We start from the raw sequence: 6184 nt of genomic DNA on the forward strand, positions 1-6184 counted from the left end.
TGTCGCACAATCTTTGTGCGGTATTGCCGAAAATGAAAAAATGAGAAATGACGAAAGGAACTGTTTATGCCGGTATTTTTGCGAAAATGTGCCGCAGTTTGCATGGCGGCAGTACTGAGCTTAGTGACAGTCGGCTGTCTGGACTGGGAAGAAGATATTCCGCCGGAGGAACAGGGGAATGCTTCGGATACCTATACCCTGATGCTGTACATGTGTGCTTCCGATCTGGAATCCGAGTGCGGATTTGCCACGGAAGACCTCAACGAGATCATGTATGGCTATACCGCCGGCAACCTGAATGTGATCGTGCAGACTGGCGGCACAGCAGAATGGCAAAATACGGTAGTTGCAGATGACCGCTGCCAGCGGTATCGGGTGACAGAGGACGGTCTGGAACTGGTGGACGACAGTCTGGGCATGCAGAACATGGCAGACAGTGCTACGCTGACCGACTTTATCCAATATTGCAGCAGCAATTACGCAGCCGATCACTACGGGCTGGTGCTGTGGGACCACGGCGGTGGTGTGGTTGGCGGCTATGGCTATGACGAAAATTTCGGCGGCGACAGCATGAGCCTGACGGAAATGTCCCGTGCTCTGGGCGATGCCAGTGTGCATCTGGATATGCTGGGGTTTGATGCCTGCCTGATGGCGAACTTTGAAACCTGCCTGATGGCGGCACCGTATGCCGATTATCTGATTGCCTCCGAAGAACCGGAGCCGGGGTGCGGCTGGTACTATACCGACTGGATCGGAAAGCTTTCGGAAAACTGTGGGATTCCGCCGAAACGTTACGGGCGGCAGATCATTGACGACTATATCACAGAAAGCGGCTGGGATTCGCCCAGTATGTATTCCACGCTGGGCATGTTTGATTTGCAGCAGGTGACACAGAAGCTGCTGCCGGCATTGAGCCAGTTCTCCGATGATGCAGTGCAGCAGCTTTCCGCAGGGGAGTACCGCCGGATCTCCCAGAGCCGCAGCAATACCCGTGCGGTGTATCAGTCAGAACTGGATCACATCGATCTGCTGGACTATGCACAGCACAGCCAGAGCGAAACGGCAGACCAGCTGGAACAGGCGGTTTCCGACTGTGTTGTATATTATCAGGAAACGGAGAACGGCAGCGGGGACAACGGGTTATCCATTTTGTTCCCCTATTATGATCTATCCGCACTGGATATGCTGGAGGAGATGTATCAGACTTTGGGGTATGATGATGCATATCCGGCGTTTCTGGAGCAGTTTGCCAATGTTATGGCAGGGGGACAGATCTCTGTTTCCGGTTTTTCCAATACCCAGAATCACGCAGCTGCCAGCGAATACAGCGGCTTTCAGTGGTTCGATGCTGATGCCGGCTATGACGAATCCTACTACGAAACCTATAGTGCAGACCTGAGCCTGCTGGAAACCACGGAGGTGGACGGCAGGTGTGTGCTGGAGCTTTCGGAAGAAGACTGGGAGATCGTCAATGATGCCGCAATGCAGATGTTTGCCGTCTATGACGGATTCTATGTGGATATGGGGCTGGACGATTACTGCGAGTTCGACGACTACGGCAATCTGATCGTGGAATACGACCAGACATGGGTGGCACTGGACGGACAGGTCGTGCCGTTTTTCCACGAGTCCTATACCAGTGACGGGGACAGCTTTTTCACCTGCGGTTCTGTGCCGTGTGTCTATAACGGTATCGATGCGGAAATCGTGCTTGTCTGGGATACGGAGCACCCGTCGGGATATGCTGCCGGCGTTCGTCCGGTGTATACGGACAGCGTGGCAGCCAAGGGGTTGTATGACATCTGTGACGGGGACACGTTTCAGGTGTACTATGACATCTACGACGAAGATCTCAACTATGTGGAAACGATGACGCTGGACGATGAGATTTTCACCGTGCAGGACAGTCTGGAAGTCGGCTATGCAGATGCAGCAGAGCAACTGGGGGATACCTTTATTTATTACGTGCTGGAGGACATCTATAACAATACGTATTATACCGATTCGATTGCGTATTTGGAGGAATAGCTAAGGCAAATACCGGCAGTACGGAACAGGAAGTTTCCTGACGTGCTGCCGGTTTTTTCGTCGTATGAAGTGTCATCGTAGGAATATCAAATAACAACAACTCATTTCCCTTGTCGTTTTTTATTCACAGGAAGTGGTTGACTTTTCCACGGAGATCGTCCTATACTATAGAGTACGCTTCCATAAAAATAAAATGCACGTCTTTTCGGCAAAAGCATTTTACGGGAACACACTCTAAATTTTTGACAAGGAGCAAGGAAACGCTGCATAAAGCTTGTACATAAAAGCTTCCGGCGTTTCCGTAGTATGACATCATGGAAAACGACTATCTGATTCGGCAGAAACCGTTTCGGGCACTGCTGGTGTTTGCCCTGCCGATGATTCTGGGGAATCTGTTCCAGCAGACCTACACCCTGATGGATTCTGCCATTGTGGGGAGATACGTAGGAGAACAGGCTCTGGCGGCAGTGGGAGCCTCCTACGCCCTGACCAACATTTTCATCTGCATTGCCATTGGCGGCGGCATCGGGGCTTCGGTGGCGGTGAGCCGCTATTTCGGATCAAAGGAATTCCCCCGCATGAAGCTGGCAGTTTACACCGCCTGTCTGGCATTTCTGGGAGTCAGCATTCTACTGGGCGGTTTCGGGCTGGCATTGAGCCGACAGATCATGGAAGTCCTCCAAACGCCGGCAGATGTGCTGGACATGGCCGTGGACTATTTAAACATCTACTTCGCGGGGCTGCCATTTTTGTTTTTGTACAACGTGTTCTCCTCCATGTTCAATGCACTGGGAAAATCCCGTATTCCCTTATATTTTCTGATCTTTTCCTCGGTGTTCAACGTGGTGCTGGACATAGTGCTTGTCACAAAGGCAAACATGGGCGTGACCGGTGTGGCATGGGCAACGCTGATCGCACAGGGCATTTCGGCAGTGCTTTCCTTTCTCGTGCTGCTGCGGGAACTGAAGCGTTTCCCCAGCGGAAAAACCGGCATCTTCAGTCACACGGAACTGCTGCAAATGACACGCATTGCCCTGCCCTCCATTTTACAGCAGTCCACCGTTTCCATTGGCATGATGCTGGTGCAGTCGGTGATAAATAGCTTCGGTTCCGAGGCATTGGCTGGATTTTCGGCGGCAATGCGGGTGGAGTCCATTTGCATTGTGCCTATGGCGGCGTTCGGCAACGCTCTCTCCTCCTACACTGCCCAGAATCTGGGTGCCGGACAGGAAGAACGAGTGGTAAAAGGGTATCATGCCACGAACCTCATGGTACTTTGCAGTGCTGTCCTGATCTGCGTTTGCGTGGAACTGCTGGAACGCCCGCTGGTCGCTCTGTTTCTGGGAGCAGACGGCACAGAAACAGCGTTCTCCGTAGGCGAGGGCTACCTCACCTTTATGGGGTGGTTCTTCTGTTTTATCGGTTTTAAAATGGCAGTGGACGGCTTGCTGCGTGGGGCTGGGGATATGAAAATGTTCACGGTCGCCAATCTGGTGAACCTTAGTATTCGCGTGATCGTTGCTGTGACAATGGCTCCGCGGTTTGGCATTTTTATGGTGTGGTGTGCCGTGCCCATCGGCTGGTTCTGCAACTGGCTGATTTCATTTCTGGAATACCGCACGGGAAAATGGCGGCGAAAACAGCCTGCGGTTTCGCAATAACGCGACTTCGCAATAATAAGGAGCGGCGATCGTGCGGAACGGCAGATTCATTTTCAGAAATACATTTTGTTTGTTGATTTATCCATATCACAAATAGTTTTCTACGCAATCATTGACAACCCAGAAAAAACATGCTATAATTATTTATGCTGGTGTGCAGAAAGCACTTTATCTGGGTGTGGCGCAGTTGGTAGCGTGCTACCTTGGGGTGGTAGAGGCCGCCCGTTCAAGTCGGGTCACTCAGACCAGAATCAACACGCAGTTTCGAAGATTTTTCGGAACTGCGTGTTTTGTTTTGTGTGGGGGAACACTAGGGAAATCTGCAACAAAATTCTTGAACAACACCAATTGACAAAAAGAAGGCTGTACACGATTTTAAAGTGTACAGCCTTCTTTTGCATATCGTCAATGAGAGCGGTTTGTTTTGTGTGCACTGCTGCCCTTACTCGATCTCTCCGATCAGATCTTTCACCACTTCTCCGGCAATGATCAGCCCCACCACCGACGGAACAAAGGCATTGCTGCCGGGAACCTGCCGCCGCTGGGTACACTTGCGGGCAGTGCCCGGCGGACAGATGCAATGGGCCTTACAGCTGTTTGCCATGTCCTCTTTCGGGGCAATGGGCTTTTCCTTGGAGTAGACCACTTTTAGCTTGGGAATCCCACGCTTTCGCAGTTCGTGCCGCATGACCTTTGCCAGCGGGCAGACAGAGGTTTCGTAAATGTCTGCCACTTCAAAGGCAGTGGGGTCCATTTTGTTGCCGGCTCCCATGGAACTGATGATCGGCGTGCCGGCACGATACGCCTGCTCTATCATTTCCAGCTTGCCGGTGACGGTGTCAATGGCATCTACCACATAATCGTACTGGCGGAAATCAAACTGTGCGGCAGTGTCCGGCATGTAAAAGGCACAGTGGGTTTCTACCTGACAAGCCGGATTGATCTGGAGAATGCGTTCTTTCGCCACCTCGACCTTGTATTTCCCCACCGTCTTTCGAGTGGCATAGATCTGCCGGTTGATGTTGGTCAGACACACGCGGTCGTCATCAATGAGATCCAGTGCTCCCACGCCGCTGCGGGCCAGAGCCTCTACGGTATAGCCGCCTACACCGCCGATGCCGAACACTGCCACCCGTGCCTGTGCCAGCCGTTCCATTGCCGGCTTTCCCACCAGCAGTTCCGTTCTGGAAAATGCGTGCAACGCCATTACAGCAGTCCCTCCTTTGCAAATGCCTGTTCCAGATCGGCGATAATATCTTCCGTGTCCTCAATGCCCACGCTGAACCGGAAAAATCCGCCGTGGAATTCCTCGGGATACAGATACTGCCGTTCGTCATTTTCGCCCAGAAAGACGATTAGGCTCTCGTCATGTCCTAGCGAAACCGCCGAGGTAATCACCTTCAGATGGCTGACAAAACGGTTATAGGTGTCGTGATCGGCATGCAGCCCAAAGGACAGCACGCCGCCGAAACCGCCATGCATCTGTTCTGCGGCGATCTCGTGTCCCTTGTGAGTTTCCAGTCCGGGGTATGCCACAAAGCTGACCCCCTTTACCGTCTGGAGGTACTTTGCCACCTGCAATGCGTTGGCATTGTGCTGCCGCATCCGCAGGGGCAGGGTAACTGCACCACGCATGATGAGCCATGCGTTAAACGGGCTGATCGTCGCACCCAAATTCACCTGTGATTGTGCCCGGATGATGTCCAGATATTTCTTTTTGCCGATGATTGCACCGCCCATGGCATCTCCGTGCCCGTTGATATATTTCGTCAGGCTTTCCACGGTGAAATCGGCTTCCAGTTCAATAGGTCGCTGGTTATAGGGCGAAGCAAAGGTGTTGTCCACCGACAGCAGAGCACCATTTTCGTGGGCAATGTCTGCAATGGCACGAATGTCCGAGATCGTCAGCGTGGGATTGCCCGGCGTTTCGATGTGCACCAGCTTGGTGTTGGGACGAATCGCCTTTTTCACAGCTTCCAGATCAGAGGTGTCCACAATGGTCGTGTCCACGTGGAACTTGTTTTTCAGCAGTTCGTTCAGCAGGCGGTATACGGCAATATAGGTCACACTGGAAAATACCACATGATCGCCGCTTTCCAGCAGGGCGAAGAACAAGCCGGACAGTGCTGCCACGCCGCTTGCCAGCACAACGCAGTCCTCACCACCCTCCAGCGAAGCCAGCTTTTCCTGTAAATACTGCTGGTTAGAGCCGCCGTTTCGGGTGTACAGATTTTTGCCTGCACTGCTCCAGTTCAGATCACTGGGGTCATAGGGCAGGGCATAGCTGTTTGCCATAGTGATCGGACGCTTGATTGCTCCGGTTTCCGCATCGATGTCGTTTCCTGTATGAACAGCTCTGGTCTGAAAGCCGTATTCATTTCCGAAAGTGTGTTTTTCCATGAGATTTGCTCCTCTCTGTGTTTTGTGTTCGAAAGCCTGTCGGCAGATTGGTATACACCTGAGGCAATGCCGCACAAAGAGCGTCTGGCGACTTT

Annotated in this window: 4 protein-coding genes and 1 tRNA gene; 3 read left to right on the forward strand and 2 right to left on the reverse strand. The window is 52.4% G+C overall.

From position 1 onward, the window contains the following. Positions 1-66: 66 nt before the first annotated feature. The 3 genes from RUMCAL_RS12655 to RUMCAL_RS12665 all read left to right on the forward strand — a co-directional run bounded on the left by RUMCAL_RS12655 (position 67) and on the right by RUMCAL_RS12665 (position 3937). Positions 67-2028, forward strand: coding sequence for a clostripain-related cysteine peptidase (locus RUMCAL_RS12655; protein ID WP_040648208.1), 1962 nt, complete (start codon positions 67-69; stop codon positions 2026-2028). Between the two features lie 314 nt (positions 2029-2342). Then, positions 2343-3689, forward strand: a complete 1347-nt coding sequence (locus RUMCAL_RS12660) for an MATE family efflux transporter (protein ID WP_021683353.1) — start codon at positions 2343-2345, stop codon at positions 3687-3689. Between the two features lie 172 nt (positions 3690-3861). After that, positions 3862-3937 (forward strand) — tRNA-Pro (locus RUMCAL_RS12665). A 194-nt stretch (positions 3938-4131) separates the two neighbouring features. Here RUMCAL_RS12665 and RUMCAL_RS12670 read toward each other — a convergent pair. After that, positions 4132-4896, reverse strand: a complete 765-nt coding sequence (locus RUMCAL_RS12670; RefSeq protein WP_021683354.1) for a tRNA threonylcarbamoyladenosine dehydratase — start codon at positions 4894-4896, stop codon at positions 4132-4134. Beyond that, positions 4896-6089, reverse strand: a complete 1194-nt coding sequence (locus RUMCAL_RS12675; protein WP_021683355.1) for a trans-sulfuration enzyme family protein — start codon at positions 6087-6089, stop codon at positions 4896-4898. Before RUMCAL_RS12675 ends, RUMCAL_RS12670 begins: the two co-directional genes overlap by 1 nt. Positions 6090-6184: the final 95 nt, after the last annotated feature.

It is taken from the genome of Ruminococcus callidus ATCC 27760, from assembly GCF_000468015.1.
GTDB lineage: Bacteria > Bacillota > Clostridia > Oscillospirales > Ruminococcaceae > Ruminococcus_C > Ruminococcus_C callidus.

Excerpts from the sequence above, each read along its gene's own strand:
- RUMCAL_RS12655 (WP_040648208.1), top strand. The coding sequence starts at position 67 with ATGCCGGTATTTTTGCGAAAATGTGCCGCAGTTTGCATGGCGGCAGTA.
- RUMCAL_RS12660 (WP_021683353.1), top strand. The coding sequence starts at position 2,343 with ATGGAAAACGACTATCTGATTCGGCAGAAACCGTTTCGGGCACTGCTG.
- RUMCAL_RS12670 (WP_021683354.1), bottom strand. The coding sequence starts at position 4,896 with ATGGCGTTGCACGCATTTTCCAGAACGGAACTGCTGGTGGGAAAGCCG.
- RUMCAL_RS12675 (WP_021683355.1), bottom strand. The coding sequence starts at position 6,089 with ATGGAAAAACACACTTTCGGAAATGAATACGGCTTTCAGACCAGAGCT.